The following is a 15,225-nucleotide window of genomic DNA, read 5'->3' as shown; positions in this document are numbered from 1 at the left end:
TCAAACTTATCCGCTTACACACAAAAAAACCAGCACGAGGCTGGCTTTTCTGTTTTTGTGGTAGGCAAAATTTCTAATGACGGAAGTTCGGTAATAGTGCAGGAATGCCCGGTAACATCCCAACCACCGCCATGACACCAGTCAATATCACAAAGGTAATGACAGGAATAATCCAGCGGCTCATCTTTGATAGGCTCGCACTACGCTCCTTTGAGCCAATCAAACCTAGGTTATCAAGCACCAAGGTAATCGACCAACCAAAGGCTGGGTTCACTAAGGCAGAAGCAAACACCACAATAGCAGCAGACTGCGTGGTTTTACCTTCGCGCGTCATCTCCATGCCAGCCTCTAAGAGTGGGATGAAAACCCCAACGATCAATGCCACGCACATCACCGGCTCCCAAATCGCCAAATCCATCGGATAGCCCCAGATACCAGCGATCAAACAAAACAGTCCTGTGAGTACCGCACCCGCTGGAATCGGGCGTTTGGCAATCGCAGCTGGTACGATATACGTACCCCATGATGACGCAAAGTTTGCGCCGCCAAGGATAGAGCCTGCGACCTGACGGATAGAGGCACTGGTCATCGTGTCATCGATATCCATCAACACGCGCTCGGTACGCTTTGGGTAGCTGATCTTTTGAAAGACCTGATGACCCAAAAAATCCGGCGACCACATAGCGACGGCCAATACTGCAAATGGCAATACCACCACAAAGCTTTCAATCGTCGGTAAGCCTAGCATCCAGCCCGTGTCCTCCCCCCACCAGTACATCGGGTTCATATTTGGCAGGCCAGGCGCTGTCTCAAAGGCAAAAGGCGCGCCCATAGCAAAGGCCACACCGCCACCTAACAAGCAGCTTAACGGTACAGCCAGCCAGCGCTTTTGAAAGTTTTCTAACACCGCATACAGGATGATGGTCAGCAAAATCACCACAAAGGCGATATGCGCCATGCCAATACCTTCGGCCCATGCAAAAAGATTTTTGACCTGCGAGAGGGTGCCAATAAAACCCAAATAAAGCAGCAGACCACCACACACGCCTTTACTGGTCAAGTTTGCCAGCAGACTGCCTCCTTTACTAATGGCTAGTAATAGCCCAAAAGCACCGATGAGCAAGCCAAAGGCCATCGGGTGACCACCAGCAGCAACGACGATAGGAATCAGTGGAATCAGTGGCCCGTGCGTACCAGCGAGGTTGGCTGTCGGTAGCAGAAAGCCTGAGAATAAAACCACAAAGAAAGCGACAATTAACAGCTCATAGCGCACGTTTTCTAATACAAAGGCATCGCTTAGCCCAAGCGGCCCTGCAAACGTAGCGGCAATAGCGCCTACCATCACGACCTTACCGATCGTTGCGGCCATCGCAGGGATGGTATCTTCATACTCAAAACGATAATCACGAAACGGCAAGTTTACCCGCCAGCGCTTGGGCTGCATGATTTGTAGTTCATGATTTAGATAGGCGTCACGACTCTCAAAGCTTGAGCTGGGCTTGTGTAGATCAAGGTAGCTGCCTTGTGACTCGCTGTCGTAATTGGATGGATTCGATGGTGGCGGATTAGACCCTGAGGCAGGGATCTGAGTGTTACTCATCACATTTCCTTATGTCGACTGAGGCTTCGATGGACGGGCAGTGCACTGATGTGACTTGATAAAATCACAGGGCAGTACAAATTGCAGGCTATTGTATGTCACAGGACAGTGAAATGCGAGCGCGGAACCATGTAAAGATACTATGCGTCTCGGTTTGATTGATAACTTAAAGTTTTAAATTATCATTTTTGCAAACTTATCAATCATTTATCTTAGAAAAACAACCACAGATTGCTTAGCGATGACCGTGCTCAGGGCGACGTGCTGCCTCATATATTCATCATTTATCTTATTTATAATGAGGCATACTTACGCTTTAAACCTAGCGGTAAAGACGATTTTTACTTATGATAAATAGCTTTCACGCTAGATACCCTGCAACAGGTGTCAGCCATTTGACTTAATAATTAAAAATCGAAAAGAAGTAACAGGATTCCTTTATGAGCTTACTACCCACCAACCTTGAGACCTTAAAGCGTCGCGCCAAACAAAGCATCATGCCATTGTTGACACCGCATTTACTCAAACTGCGTATCAACACCTACGCGCCTTACGTCGGAGCTGGCATCAAAATCGAGCATATCAGCCTCGATCAAGGTTTATGTGTGGTCAGTATGGGTTTGAATAGCTTAAATAAAAACATCGTCGGCACCCAGTTCGGTGGCAGCCTCTACTCTATGGTCGATCCGTTTTATATGCTCATGCTGATGCATCAATTGGGCAGTCATTATGTGGTATGGGACAAAAGCTCACATATCGACTTTGTCGCGCCAGGCCATAGCAAAGTCACCGCAAGGATGAAGATACCGAGCGCTGAAATCATTACCATTCAAGAGCTGGCCAAAGATGGAGGGGCGGTATTTCGCGACTACAGTGTCGATATCGTCGATGAGCAGCAAAAAGTTGTGGCCACTGTCACGAAGACACTGTATATCCGTTTGCGTAAGCACAGCAAATCAAAGGATCAAAGCATACGCATCGACACCGCTGATAGCGCCTAATCTCATGCATCTGCGTTCATAGGCACACATGTATTTCGCCCATACAAAAACCCCAATCCAGCTATCGCATAGATTGGGGTTTTGTCTTTTTGGTATAGCCCGCTTATTTATAAATAAACCTATGAATAAGGGCTGGTATCTATGCTCGTCCGAGCCTTTGCTGGCGGTGATAATCACAGACTAACAAAGACTCAGAGCACCGCTTAGATACTTATGATCACGTATGTGCTCACGTAACTTGTGCTTAGATACCTGGCGCTGTTTCAACCGCATCAGGAACACCAGCGTCAGTTTTTTTCTGAGCTGTTGGACGAGCACCAAGCTTTTCGCGGATACGGGCTGATTTACCAGAGCGCTCACGTAAGTAGTATAGTTTCGCACGACGAACCGCACCACGGCGTTTCACTTCGATGCTATCGATCAGTGGTGAATGCAACTGGAATGCACGCTCAACACCGACGCCGCTTGAGATTTTACGTACGGTAAATGCTGAGTTTAAACCGCGGTTACGCTTAGCGATGACCACACCTTCAAAAGCCTGTAGACGCTCACGCTCACCTTCACGTACTTTTACTTGTACGACAATGGTATCACCGGGTGCAAAGCTTGGGTGTTCACGCAATTGAGCGTTTTCGATGACCTGAACCAATGGATGCTTGTTGCTCATGAGAGTTATCTCCTCACATTAGATAATAGAGGCTTCACGCATATCACCTGTTTGTAATAATGAATTGCATCTTATTATGAAAAGACGCAACGTAAATGGGTTATAACCAACGGCCACAATATGATGACTCGTTTTATTATTGCTCAAAATTTTATTGTTTAACTGTTTATCAAATTCAAAAACGATAAAACGAAAGGTTAACCCCTATTTTTATCTGTTTTTGCCAGTGCCTTTAGCCACTTCGCTTGCTCTGCCGTTGGGGTAAACGCCTGCCATAAGTCTGGCCGACGCGCTTGCGTGCGACTGACTTGCTGAGCAAAACGCCACTTAGCAATATTGGCATGATGACCTGAGAGTAATACCTCAGGGACGCTCATACCTGCAAACTCATGCGGCTTGGTATAATGTGGACAATCAAGCAAACCATCGACAAAGGAGTCTTGCTCAGCGGACTGATCATCGCCCATGATATCAGGCAAACGACGTATCACACTATCCATCAATACCATGGCAGGCAGCTCACCGCCTGTCAGCACATAATCCCCCAATGACACTTCCCTATCGACATATCGTGATAGTAAGCGCTCATCAATACCCTCGTAACGACCGCACAATATAATCATGCCATCGTACTCAGCCATGCTGACCACACTACTCTCACTGAGCGTCTGTCCTTGTGGCGACATATAAATCACCGGACAGTGCTCACTATCGACACGGCAGCCGTGCTGACTCGCTCGCAAGCGCGCATCTTCTATGGCTTTTGATAATGGCTCGGCCATCATCACCATGCCAGGACCGCCACCATACGGGCGCTCATCAATACGGCGGTAGTTATCGGTGGTATAATCACGTGGATTAATGCACTCAATCGTCACATGCTCTCCAGCGACTGCCCTTCCTGTGATACCAAAATCACGAATCGTGGCAAACATCTCAGGAAAAATACTAATGACGGCAAAATACATCTGATATCTACTTAGTTGACGCAGTGATCATACTGGCGCTAACGCCAAAAAATTGTCTTACTCATACTATTACTAGTTATTAGCTACTTGATTAATATCTATTTAATTAATAGTCACTTGGCCATGCCACCAGCACCGTTTTTTCAGTCATATCGACCTCAATGACGGTTTGTTTGTGCCATGGAATCAGGCGCTCTTCACCATCCAAACTGTCTGAGTTTGCTTTCACACGCATGATGTCATGCGCGCCAGTTTCAAACATTTCGGTGATATCGCCTAGATACTCTTCTTGCTCGTTTATCACGCGCAAGTCGATCAAGTCTGACCAATAATATTCATCCTCAGCCGTTTCTGGCAAGACGTCTTGCTCGACCCAAACGGTCACACCGTTCATCGTCTCTGCAACATTGCGATCAGGTACCTGCTCAAACTGAGCGACGATTCCTGTGCCTTGTTGACGCCATGCTTTCACCGTCAAAGGCTTCATGCCAGTGGCAGTTTTCATCCACCACGGCTGCATGTCAAATATTGCCGTCCGATCCTCTGTATCACTAAATACCCACAGCCAGCCTTTAATACCATAAGGCTTTTTAAGCTGACCGATTTTCATGAGGGTACTAGCGTCTGGAGCAGATGACATAACGGCTAACCTAGTAATGACTAACAAACAGTAAGTAAAACAATCACAATTAAAGCAACAATCATTGAAAACTGCGTTAAAAGCGATAAACAGTTAATGGCGCACCCTGGTCAGACCAGTTACGCTATGTGTTTTCAAGTCTATTGAGACTGCCATAGTCAAACTATAGGCACCTCAGCGACTAACAAACTTAAGCAGTGGCTTCAGTTTGAGCGGCAGACTTGCTATAAGCTTTTGCTAATGAAGCAACGCGATCTGAAGGCTGAGCACCTTTGGCGATCCACGCATTGTACGCTTCCATGTTTAGGCGTACTGCTTCTTCAGACTCTTTAGCGAGTGGGTTAAAAAAGCCGATGTTTTCAATATAGCGACCGTCACGCGCGCGGCGTTGATCAGCAACAACTACTTGATAAAATGGGCGTTTCTTGGCACCGCCCCGTGCTAAACGAATAACAACCATGTGAATTCTCTCTTTCGCAGGTATACCAAAAAGGGCATAATTATATCACAGTCTTGATTTATTGAAAACATAAACTGTGCTTATTTAATTATTTATTAACAATAGCTTAAATGGCTATCGATGTAAAATCCTTCTAGAATTTGCATATGGCAATCCTCTGCTATTGCGCCGTTATTTTTGGTGGATGACATCCTTTCTAGATCAAATAACGCTATACTTTATAACGCCTCATGTAACCTATTGGATTATTATGACTCCATCAAATCTACCAACCCGTCGCAAAGGCTGGCTTGCGCGTTCTTACTCCAACACTTGGCTGACGACTTTGATGGTCGCCTTTATCGTGCTGATCAGTGTCAGTTTATCGATTTTATTTTTTTGGCGCAGTCTGTATTTGCCAGAGCTCAAAAATCATGCGCGTTATTTGACCAGCGAGCTAAAGCTGATGAATAGCGCCAATAAAGACTGGCAAACGCGTCCTGAGGTACGCCAGTGGATTTATCGGCACTCACATGTGGTGGTGGTGGATAATCCAAGCGACTTTCCGGAGGTGGCTGATAAAGCCTTTGTCGGTATCTTTACCAACGTGTTGCAGCAAGAGATTGGCGCTCAATTAGGGCGACCTGTTGAGGTGTATTTTAAATTTAAGCCCACGCCGCAATTATGGGTACAAGACAGCCGTGACGACAGTTTTTGGATTCGTGAGCCTGTGGTGTATTACTCACAGTATAGCCCAAGTCTGCTGGTGTTATTTTTGATTGGTTTGCCTATCTTATCCTTGCTCACTATTGTTTTACTGGCGCGGCAATTAAACCGCCCGCTGCGCTATCTGCAGCGCGCCGCGACCAATTATATTCGTCTTGGTCACGCCACCACCCTGCCCACCCAAAAAGGCCCAACAGAGATACGTCAGGTCAATATGGCCTTTAATCGCCTATTTACCACGCTCAGCCAAGCGCAAAAAGAGCGTACTATCATGCTTGCCGGTATCTCACATGATTTGCGGACGCCGCTAACCCGAATGCGGTTGACCGCTGAGATGCTGCCGGATGATTTTTTTCGTGAAGGGCTGATTTATGATATTGAAGATATGGATGCGATTTTGGAGCAGTTTATCTCGTTTATGAAAGATGGCTCCGATGAGCCTGTGAGCCTGACCAATCTGGACACCATATTTAATGAAATCATGGTGCAATTTGCGCCAATGGAGTTTATCTATCAATCTGAGTGCCATAAAGTGGTACCCGTCAGGCCGCTTTCTATCAAACGTTTGATTATCAACCTTATAAATAATGCCAATCGCTACGGCAAACCGCCCATTTATCTATCGGCAACCGTCATACCGACCTTTGTCGAAACCGATGTAGATGAAGAAACCGATGTGGTGACGGAAAACGTAGTAAACCAAGAAGCACAAGAACAATTGGTAATCTGTGTGCGCGATTGCGGCGATGGCGTGGCAGAAGACCAATTAGAGCGAATCATGCAACCATTTGAGCGCGGCGAGACGGCACGTACCACACAAGGCAGTGGTCTAGGCTTAGCCATCGTCAGCCGTATTGCAGGGTTACATCATGGTACGGTTGAGGCCATCAATCATCCTGATGGCGGTTTACAAGTGTGCGTACGTATCCCGCTACTCTCTAAGGTGGCTGGCGATGAAACCTTAGCCGCCGATACGCCCACTACCTCAGAGCCATCTGATGAGAAACAGGCCACAGACAAGCCGCCTAACCCTTAAAAGTTAAGGTTAGGGGCAGACTCAAGCCGCCCCTTGGTCTTAAATCTCAGTCTTTGCTGCCAATCACCGGCGGGATATACTTAGCACTATTGGTAAAGGCCAGCGGCTGGGTAATCTCCGCTTTGGCCGCCTCTACGGTCTGAGTGCTACTCGGCTGCTGCACAAATAAATAATACCCCAAGGTAATCGCATTTACTATCACCAACCCGCCAAATAAGTATGGCATCCTTTGCCCTCCTCTACTATTGCTCTGCTGATCACTGGCTGTCTTTGCTTATCATTGGTTTTCAATATCACGCTCACTTCTTTCTTGCGTCAACTCATCTGCCGCCAATATCTGTGTCAAGGGCTTAATCGGCCAAGTCATGACAAACCTTGCGCCGCCAAGCTCACGGCTTTCATCTACCTTCATACTACCGTTAAACCAAAAAGCAATGCGCGAAACGATAGATAGACCAAGTCCATAGCCACCCGATGCACGGGTGCGACTGTCATCCAAGCGCGAAAATGGGATAAACACCTTTTCGCGGTCTTCTTCTGGGATGCCATGACCGTCATCTTCGACACTGACAAAGGCATTGCCCTTTTTGACGCCAGCACTAATGATAATGGTGGTTTCTGCATAGCGTAGAGCGTTGCCTGCCAGGTTCTGAATCACGCGGTGCAAATAGCGACGATCGGCAATTGCGGTCACCTTTGCATTTGGCAAGTTGGTGACTATCTTGATGGGTTTACCTAGCGCGTTGGTTTCGCGCTCGACCTGCTCTAGCAGCTCTCGAAGATTGACAGGCTCTAGATCAAGCTTTGGCGAGCCTTCTTCTAGCTTGGCGTACGTCAAAATCTCGTCAATCAAACCATTTAGCGACTCAATATCTTCATCGATATAGTCACGCTGCATAAAGCGCGAGTCCTCATCATCAGTATCGGCCAGCATATCGACGGCAAACCGTATACGGGCAACAGGCGTACGCAGCTCATGCGAGACCGCGCGTGTCAGCTCACGCTGTGACTCAATCAAACGCTTGATATGTGAGGTCATGGCGTTAAATGTCGCTGCCAAACGCGCAATCTCATCTTGGCCAATGACCTGTACTTGGATATCTAGATTGCCTTTACTGACTTCGTTGACGCCCACTTGTATCAGTTGTAGCTTACGCTCAAGCGGAAAAATCAGCGCATAAACACCCAAACTAATAAGGAACATACTGATCAAAATCATACTGATGATCAGATTGAGCGGAAACCAGTTAAACAAAGGAATCGGGCCGATCAAGATAGCCATGTCATTGATTTCGGAGGGCACTATCACTCTGATCGCTGAGTTGCTCTTACTACTGTTGGTATCCTGCAAAGAGATGACCACCTCATCACGGCGCAAACGCGCTATCTGATCAGAATCCAGATCGAGGGTGTTGACCGCCTGAAACGCAAGCGGAAAAGAAAACTTGTCTTCTAGCTCAGCGAGGCGTGCACGCTTATCCGATAAAGTCATGTGATAAGACAAATCATCTAACAAAAACACAGCAATAGCACGCACTTGCTGTTCGGTCACCTGTGATACCCTCGCGGTCAAGACGCTCTGGCTGTCGGGCAGACGATAATAAACATCTGCATATACCGGCTGATTGCTATAACGAACCACGGTATTGTCATTTTCAAGACGGCGTAGCTCGCTGGCGGTGAAGTCCACTTTATCAATCGGTATGACACTAAATGTCGAGCCAAACAAGCTACTGGCATCTGATAACCAATACGCTCGCTGCTGCTCATTGTCCTGATGCGCAATTCCTTCACTGACCAAATGAAACGCCCCTTTGGCCATGGTTTCTCGATAGGACTGCACCCGCTCTTTATTGATCGTGTCCATCAATAACTGCGCGAACAAGGCCACGCATAAACAAACGATAAGCAGCCCGGCATAAATCCGAACGAAAATACTGTGCTTTAAAGAAGAAACTAATGACATACGTGCCGTGACCAACTTAATAAATAAAATCCGCTGATAGTACCCAGCATAGTGCTGCTACATTATGATGGCTTAATTAAACCACATAACGCTGTATTTAAGTTTAAAAATTAAAATTTAGCCACAAAAAAAACCAGCAAAGGCGCTGGTTTTTTTGTGAGAATGCGAGACAATCTGTCTTCACTCAGATGTGAGCTGATTAGTTGCCTTCTTTAACAAACAGATAACCCTTACTACGGACAGTCTTGATACGCTTAGGGTTTTCTGGATCATCACCAATTTTTGGACGGATACGCGAGATACGCACATCAATGGAGCGGTCTTGACCATCATACTCAATACCGCGCAGGCGCTCAAAGATATCTTCACGCGATAAAATGCGACCAGCATTCGATGCAAGTAACCATAATAGGTCATATTCGGCGCTAGTAAAATCTACCAGATCATCACTAAGCGTGACTGAACGGCCACCGTTATCGATGACCAACTCACCAAACTCTAAACGCTGCGGCACATCTTCTGATGGCGCGTTTTCTGAGCGACGTAGCAACGCACGAATACGAGCTAATAGTACGCGTGGCTGCGCCGGTTTGGCAACATAGTCGTCAGCACCCATCTCAAGGCCGAGTACTTGATCCATATCTTCAGTACGGGCGGTCAGCATCAAAATTGGATTCTGGTAATGGGGACGTACTTCACGGCACACTGTCAACCCATCGCTACCAGGAAGCATGACATCAAGCACCACCATATCAGGCTGTTCGTTGACGATACGGCGAATCGCACGGTTGCCATCGGTTTCGATGGCGACTTCTAGACCGTTTTTGACCAAGTAGTCTTGGGTCAACATGGCCAGACGCTCATCATCTTCAACAATCAAGATTCGGGGGGTGTTGTCTTCTTCAGTCGTTGTCATTGTTATATCCTCTAATACATCTCATTTAAAAGCAGTAAAAGTAAGAGCGGTAAAATTAATAGCACCATATTGTGGCACGATTGATGTTTGTATAGCTGTTACAACTTGGTAGCACAGTATACTATTAAACGTACGGCTTCCTATACTATAGCCTATAGTCGGTAACAAAACCTATAAACTATAATGATTAAAACTTTAGTTTACGTCCAAAGATTCTACCTTCTTCATGCAAATTAACGGTTTAAAGACTTTTTTAGCGCTTTAATACTGGCATAGACATTGACGCATCACTGTTTACGCATCGCTCAGCACCTATGACAATAGCAATCATGTTTTCAACGCTCACGCAGCATTTACATATTATCGTCTCTAATATAACCAGATATTCTCATTGTCGCCAGTGTCTTTTTATCTCTGTTAATAAAGTCAGCAGCAAACCGCGATATTGATTACTTTTGTCATATGATTTTAGCTGATACCGAATATATGACAGACATAAAAAAACAGCCCATAAAGGACTGTCTTATTGTTGCTTGAAGATCCAAGCTAAAAATATCTAACCAAAACTCTGCTTTACGCGCGGTTTTTATATTTACGAATCGTTTGTAGCTGTGCCACAGACTCTGCTAAAGAAGCCAAAGCGGCATTGGTCTGAACCGTATCAGACTGATTGACCAGCATTTGCTCCGCTTTTTTACGCGCTTCGATGATTTTACTTTCATCAAGATTGTGTGCACGCATGGCGGTATCCGCCAATACAGTGACCATCTTTGGCTGAACTTCTAAAACGCCACCTGAAACATAAATCACTTCTTCTTCACCGTTTGGTGTTTGCACGCGCATCGCACCCGGTTTTAGCAAAGTAATAAGCGGTGTGTGACCTGGCAATACACCAATCTCGCCTTCGGTACCCGTAGCTATTAGCATGCTGATCTCGCCCGAATACAACTCTTCACGAGCACTTACGACGCGACATTGTAACGTTGCCATATTTAACTCCTTACGATCAAAACTCAATCAAAACTGCGATGCGTTATCTACTGGCAAGTAGACAGATAGTAGCCCACTTGCCTTTTAGCAATTGCTAACGCAACTTACGCTGCAGTAGATTTCATTTTTTCTGCTTTAGCCACTACTTCTTCGATGCTACCAGCCATGTAGAACGCTTGCTCTGGTAGGTCATCGTATTCACCGGCGATGATTGCTTTAAAGCTGGCAATGGTATCGCGTAGCGGTACATATTTACCAGGCGCACCAGTAAAGACTTCGGCAACGTGGAATGGCTGAGATAAGAAGCGCTGGATCTTACGAGCGCGATAAACAACCAGTTTGTCTTCTTCTGACAACTCGTCCATACCTAGGATGGCGATAATGTCTTTTAGCTCTTTATAGCGCTGCAACACTTCTTGCACACCGCGAGCGACGTTATAGTGCTCTTCACCGATAACTTGTGGATCTAGCTGACGTGAGGTTGAATCTAGTGGATCAACCGCAGGATAGATACCTTGTGAGGCGATGTCACGGCTTAGTACGACTGTCGCATCCAAGTGAGCAAACGTCGTTGCTGGCGATGGATCCGTCAAGTCATCGGCTGGTACGTAAACGGCTTGAACTGAAGTAATAGAACCTGATTGCGTTGAAGTAATACGCTCTTGCAGCAGACCCATCTCTTCAGCGAGTGTTGGCTGATAACCAACCGCTGATGGCATACGACCAAGTAGTGCTGATACTTCAGTACCGGCTAGTGTATAACGGTAGATGTTATCAACAAATAGCAGTACGTCACGACCTTTACCAGTGGCAGGATCTTTGGTATCACGGAAGTACTCAGCCATGGTCAAACCAGACAGTGCAACGCGTAAACGGTTACCTGGTGGCTCATTCATCTGGCCATATACCATTGCTACTTTAGACTTACTAAAGTCTTCAGTGTTTACAACGCCAGCTTCCTGCATTTCGTGATAGAAATCATTACCTTCACGAGTACGCTCACCAACACCTGCAAACACAGACAAACCTGAATGTTTTAGAGCGATGTTGTTGATCAGCTCCATCATGTTTACGGTTTTACCAACACCGGCACCACCGAACAGACCAACTTTACCACCTTTGGCGAACGGGCATAGCAAGTCAATAACTTTGATGCCTGTCTCTAGTAGCTCAGTGCTGTTTGATTGTTCAGCGTAGCTTGGCGCTTCGCGGTGGATAGACCATTTAGTGTCTGCAGCAACGTCGCCCGCTTCGTCGATAGGACGACCTAGAACGTCCATGATACGACCTAGGGTGGCTGTACCTACTGGCACAGAAATCGGTGCACCCGTGCTGGTCACAGGCATGCTGCGCTTAAGACCTTCGGTTGAACCCATTGCGATAGTACGTACGATACCATCGCCCAATTGTTGCTGTACTTCTAGGGTAGTTTCGGTACCATCGACCTGTAGGGCATCATAGACCTGAGGCACGTCTTCACGGTTAAATTCAACGTCAATAACCGCGCCAATGATCTGTACAATACGACCGCTACTCATTGCGTTCTCCTTGAACTTCTATATATAGGTGTAGTCAATTATGAAACAGCAGCAGCACCGCCAACGATTTCCGAGATTTCTCGGGTAATCGCCGCTTGACGCAGCTTGTTATAAACCAACTGTAAATCGTTAATTAAATTGCCCGCGTTGTCTGTCGCTGCTTTCATCGCAACCATACGAGAGGACTGCTCAGAGGCAATGTTTTCCATTACCGCTTGATAGACAATCGATTCGATATAGCGACCAAGCAATTCATCAATCAATGTCTTGATGTCAGGCTCGTAGATATAATCCCAGCTAAGCTCTGTCTGTAAGCCACTCTCTTCGTCACCAAATGAACCCTCTGGTAGTGGTACTAATTGATTGACTATAGGCTTTTGAGTCATGGCATTTACAAACTGGTTGTATACCACATAGATACGGTCGATATTACCGTTACTATAATCTTCAAGCATGGCCTGAACTGGTGCGTTTATCTGCTCAAACGTTGGTTTGTCGCCGTAGTCAGTCACCGCTGACGTCACTTTACCACCAAAGTTTTTGAAAAAACTCACCCCTTTAGCGCCAATGACTGCAAACTCAGTTTGTACAGACTGGTCTTGATAATCTTGGATACTTTTAGATAAGGCTTTGAATAAGTTAATATTCAAACCACCCGCTAGGCCACGGTCAGAGGTAATGACAATATAGCCAACCTTATTGACTGGACGCGATTCCATATACGGATGTTTGTAATCTGATGAGGCATGCACCAAATGTGAAATAACCCGGCGCATACTATCAGCATACGGGCGACCCACTTCCATGCGCTCTTGCGCACGGCGCATCTTACTCGCTGCTACCATTTGCATAGCGCGAGTGATTTTTTGGGTGCTTTTAATACTGGTGACTTTGGCACGTATCTCTTTTAAGCTTGCCATAATGATTCCAATATAAGAGGGTTAAAAAGCATTGGCGCATGCAGCATTTGATAAACACTCACCTTTAAAAAAGGTGATATCTTGTGCATAACGCGATCTAATACCGACGGTGGTTAAGACAGTGGCGCTTTTGTCTTAGCAAAAAGCGTATCAGACAACGCGCCACCTTTTAAACGATCAGTCATCACCAGATCGGCTTAACCCATTAAATTAATAACTGTGATTTTGTTTAAAAGTCTGTACTGCTGACTTTAAACGACCTGCGATATCATCGTTGTAGTTCGCAGTGTCATCAATCTCTCGCATCAATTCACTTTGCTCATCATGCATATAGCGTAAGTAGGCTTCTTCAAAAGCACCAATCTTTTCAACTGGTACATCGGCTAAGAACCCTTCGTTTGACGCATAGATAACGGCCGCTTGTTCAGAAATTGACATTGGCTGATACTGTTTTTGTTTCATCAGTTCAGTCACGCGCTCACCATGATCAAGCTGTTCACGAGTCGCATCATCAAGATCAGAGGCAAACTGAGCAAATGCTGCCAATTCACGATACTGAGCCAGAGCGGTACGAATACCACCAGAGAGCTTTTTGATGATCTTAGTCTGCGCAGAACCACCAACACGAGATACCGAGATACCAGCGTTGACTGCAGGACGAATACCTGAGTTAAACAAGCTAGACTCTAAGAAAATCTGACCATCAGTGATTGAGATCACGTTGGTTGGTACGAATGCTGATACGTCACCTGCTTGGGTTTCGATGATAGGCAGGGCGGTCAAAGAACCGGTTTTACCTTTCACTTCGCCATTGGTGAATTTTTCTACATAATCAGCGTTGACGCGTGATGCACGCTCAAGTAAGCGTGAGTGTAAGTAGAATACATCACCTGGGTATGCTTCACGACCTGGCGGACGACGTAGCAATAGTGAAATCTGACGATACGCAACCGCTTGCTTTGATAAGTCATCAAAGACAATTAGGGCGTCTTCACCGCGATCACGGAAATACTCACCCATCGTACAGCCTGAGTATGGTGCAAGGTACTGTAGTGCTGCTGGCTCTGATGCCGAAGCGACTACAACGGTGGTATATTCTAGCGCACCGGTTTGCTCAAGCTTACGTACGACGTTGGCAATAGTAGAGCGTTTCTGACCGACTGCGACGTACACACACTTGATGCCAGAATCTTTCTGGGCGATGATCGCATCGATGGCCATGGCTGTTTTACCAGTCTGACGGTCACCAATGATAAGCTCACGCTGGCCACGACCGATTGGAATCATGGTATCAACGGCTTTATAACCGGTCATCACTGGCTGATCGACTGATTGACGGTCGATAACGCCTGGAGCGATTTTTTCGACTTTATCAGTCATTTTGGCATTGATAGGACCTTTGCCATCAATAGGATTTCCCAAGGCGTCAACAACACGGCCTAGCAGCTCAGGACCTACTGGTACTTCAAGGATACGACCAGTACAATAGGCTTTTTGACCTTCTTGCAGCTGTAGGTAATCACCAAGTACTACCGCGCCGACAGAATCACGCTCTAAGTTAAGCGCCATTCCATAGATTTCGCCTTCAAACTCAATCATTTCGCCGTACATGGCATCTTCAAGACCATGAATCTGCACGATACCGTCAGATACTTTGACAATCGTGCCTTCATTCTTTGCAGTTGCACCCGCATCAAGGTCTTGAATACGCTGCTTAATCAGGTTACTGATTTCCGCTGGATTCAATTGTTGCATTGCCTTGTTTCCTTTAATTTATGATAACCCGCCCACTGACTTAAATGCTCTTACGCTCACGCA

14 protein-coding genes are annotated in these 15,225 nt (G+C 46.3%); 2 read left to right on the top strand and 12 right to left on the bottom strand.

What is annotated here, in order from left to right; genetic code table 11:
• Nucleotides 1–73 precede the first annotated feature (73 nt).
• A complete protein-coding gene (locus JMX98_RS08550) occupies nt 74–1,600 on the bottom strand; it encodes a DUF3360 family protein (RefSeq protein ID WP_201585918.1) in 1,527 nt (508 codons plus the stop codon).
• Between the two features lie 440 nt (nt 1,601–2,040).
• On the opposite strand from JMX98_RS08550, the gene JMX98_RS08545 reads away from it, so the two are divergent.
• Nucleotides 2,041–2,601, top strand: a complete 561-nt coding sequence (locus tag JMX98_RS08545) for a DUF4442 domain-containing protein (protein WP_105244304.1) — start codon at nt 2,041–2,043, stop codon at nt 2,599–2,601.
• A 244-nt stretch (nt 2,602–2,845) separates the two neighbouring features.
• Here JMX98_RS08545 and rplS read toward each other — a convergent pair whose 3' ends face one another.
• From rplS to rpsP, 4 genes are all read right to left on the bottom strand, one after another.
• The gene (gene rplS / locus JMX98_RS08540; protein WP_105244305.1) at nt 2,846–3,268 is read right to left on the bottom strand and encodes a 50S ribosomal protein L19; all 423 of its coding nucleotides are present in this window, start codon (nt 3,266–3,268) and stop codon (nt 2,846–2,848) included.
• A 197-nt stretch (nt 3,269–3,465) separates the two neighbouring features.
• Complete coding sequence (gene trmD / locus JMX98_RS08535) at nt 3,466–4,236, bottom strand: tRNA (guanosine(37)-N1)-methyltransferase TrmD (protein WP_201585917.1); 771 nt, start codon at nt 4,234–4,236, stop codon at nt 3,466–3,468.
• 106 nt (nt 4,237–4,342) lie between these two features.
• A complete protein-coding gene (gene rimM, locus JMX98_RS08530) occupies nt 4,343–4,876 on the bottom strand; it encodes a ribosome maturation factor RimM (protein ID WP_201585916.1) in 534 nt (177 codons plus the stop codon).
• 190 nt (nt 4,877–5,066) lie between these two features.
• Nucleotides 5,067–5,336, bottom strand: a complete 270-nt coding sequence (gene rpsP / locus JMX98_RS08525) for a 30S ribosomal protein S16 (RefSeq protein WP_075101887.1) — start codon at nt 5,334–5,336, stop codon at nt 5,067–5,069.
• 250 nt (nt 5,337–5,586) lie between these two features.
• On the opposite strand from rpsP, the gene JMX98_RS08520 reads away from it, so the two are divergent.
• On the top strand, nt 5,587–7,077 hold the full coding sequence (locus tag JMX98_RS08520) for an ATP-binding protein (protein ID WP_201585915.1): 1,491 nt from the start codon (nt 5,587–5,589) through the stop codon (nt 7,075–7,077).
• 46 nt (nt 7,078–7,123) lie between these two features.
• Here the strand turns inward: JMX98_RS08520 and JMX98_RS08515 are convergent, their stop codons facing one another.
• From JMX98_RS08515 to atpA, 7 genes are all read right to left on the bottom strand, one after another.
• Complete coding sequence (locus JMX98_RS08515) at nt 7,124–7,303, bottom strand: hypothetical protein (RefSeq protein ID WP_075101885.1); 180 nt, start codon at nt 7,301–7,303, stop codon at nt 7,124–7,126.
• Between the two features lie 51 nt (nt 7,304–7,354).
• Entirely contained in the window at nt 7,355–9,043 is a 1,689-nt protein-coding gene (locus JMX98_RS08510) for an ATP-binding protein (protein ID WP_201585914.1), read from the bottom strand.
• A 199-nt stretch (nt 9,044–9,242) separates the two neighbouring features.
• Nucleotides 9,243–9,959: a response regulator gene (locus JMX98_RS08505; RefSeq protein ID WP_198336747.1), complete on the bottom strand. Its 717-nt coding sequence runs from the start codon at nt 9,957–9,959 to the stop codon at nt 9,243–9,245.
• A gap of 573 nt (nt 9,960–10,532) precedes the next feature.
• Nucleotides 10,533–10,949, bottom strand: a complete 417-nt coding sequence (locus tag JMX98_RS08500; RefSeq protein WP_075101883.1) for a F0F1 ATP synthase subunit epsilon — start codon at nt 10,947–10,949, stop codon at nt 10,533–10,535.
• 104 nt (nt 10,950–11,053) lie between these two features.
• Complete coding sequence (atpD, locus tag JMX98_RS08495; RefSeq protein ID WP_201585913.1) at nt 11,054–12,487, bottom strand: F0F1 ATP synthase subunit beta; 1,434 nt, start codon at nt 12,485–12,487, stop codon at nt 11,054–11,056.
• A 38-nt stretch (nt 12,488–12,525) separates the two neighbouring features.
• The gene (gene atpG, locus JMX98_RS08490; protein WP_201585912.1) at nt 12,526–13,407 is read right to left on the bottom strand and encodes a F0F1 ATP synthase subunit gamma; all 882 of its coding nucleotides are present in this window, start codon (nt 13,405–13,407) and stop codon (nt 12,526–12,528) included.
• A 210-nt stretch (nt 13,408–13,617) separates the two neighbouring features.
• Nucleotides 13,618–15,162: a F0F1 ATP synthase subunit alpha gene (atpA, locus tag JMX98_RS08485; protein ID WP_201585911.1), complete on the bottom strand. Its 1,545-nt coding sequence runs from the start codon at nt 15,160–15,162 to the stop codon at nt 13,618–13,620.
• Between the last annotated feature and the right edge of the window lie 63 nt (nt 15,163–15,225).

This window comes from Psychrobacter sp. HII-4 (genome assembly GCF_904846595.1).
Lineage (GTDB): Bacteria > Pseudomonadota > Gammaproteobacteria > Pseudomonadales > Moraxellaceae > Psychrobacter > Psychrobacter celer.
The sequence above is the reverse complement of the archived record's forward strand: the minus strand, read 5'-3'. Positions and strand labels throughout refer to the sequence as shown.